This is a genomic window from Mariniflexile aquimaris (assembly GCF_042676825.1).
Classification (GTDB): domain Bacteria; phylum Bacteroidota; class Bacteroidia; order Flavobacteriales; family Flavobacteriaceae; genus Mariniflexile; species Mariniflexile aquimaris.
Genome location: NZ_JBHTIB010000048.1, coordinates 1 through 655, shown reverse-complemented (window position 1 = coordinate 655; position 655 = coordinate 1). Strand labels below are relative to the sequence as shown.

Genomic DNA, 655 nt, shown 5'->3' with positions numbered 1-655 from the left:
TGTGTGCGAGGATTTTCCGAAGGAAAATCAGAAGCTAGCAAACGAGCAACTAACTTTGGTTAAGCTAAAACTAGCAATTTTTTTTATACGGTGTTACCCAACGTTTTTTTCTTTCCGATTCAACCATTTGGCAACTTTTTCATAGTTTGTTAAAAGTAAATAGCCTGTTATTATGTTTATTCCAGAAAATGTCCAGTTAAAATAGTCAGTTCCTGCTTCGTTGAGAAATATATTCAGTCCGCCTTTTTGAACATTGTTTTTAAAAGCAAGGAAAGAATATTGGATAAAGTCAGTTAAATTCGAGATTAGCAATAGTCCGCCAATTAGTATTATTCCCAGCATTAAAATTTTGTTAGTTTCTAAACCTCCAAATTCTATTTTTTCGTTGTCGAATCCCTTATCGAGTTTAATAAAGTCAATTATTTGGTCAGTTTTTTTAATCAGGAAATAATAGATTAAAAAAGCCAAAAGGGTAAAACCCAAACCAGCTAATATTGGCATTAATTCAAAATTATAGAATGTGTACATTAAATTCGAAGGGATCCAAGTAAATACAGTCAGAATTATTGAATATAAAGCGAAAATTTTTATTAAAATTCTGAAAAAATCTCGTTTAGTCATATGGTCGTTTTCAAATGTTGGGTAACGTTTATGT

The 655-nt window shown here is 30.5% G+C and carries 1 protein-coding gene; it reads right to left on the bottom strand.

Annotation, left to right across the window (positions count from 1 at the left end; all coding sequences use genetic code 11):
- Positions 1-93: 93 nt before the first annotated feature.
- The coding region (locus tag ACFQ0I_RS17350; protein ID WP_379944256.1) for a hypothetical protein at positions 94-655 on the bottom strand (562 nt) is incomplete at its 5' end.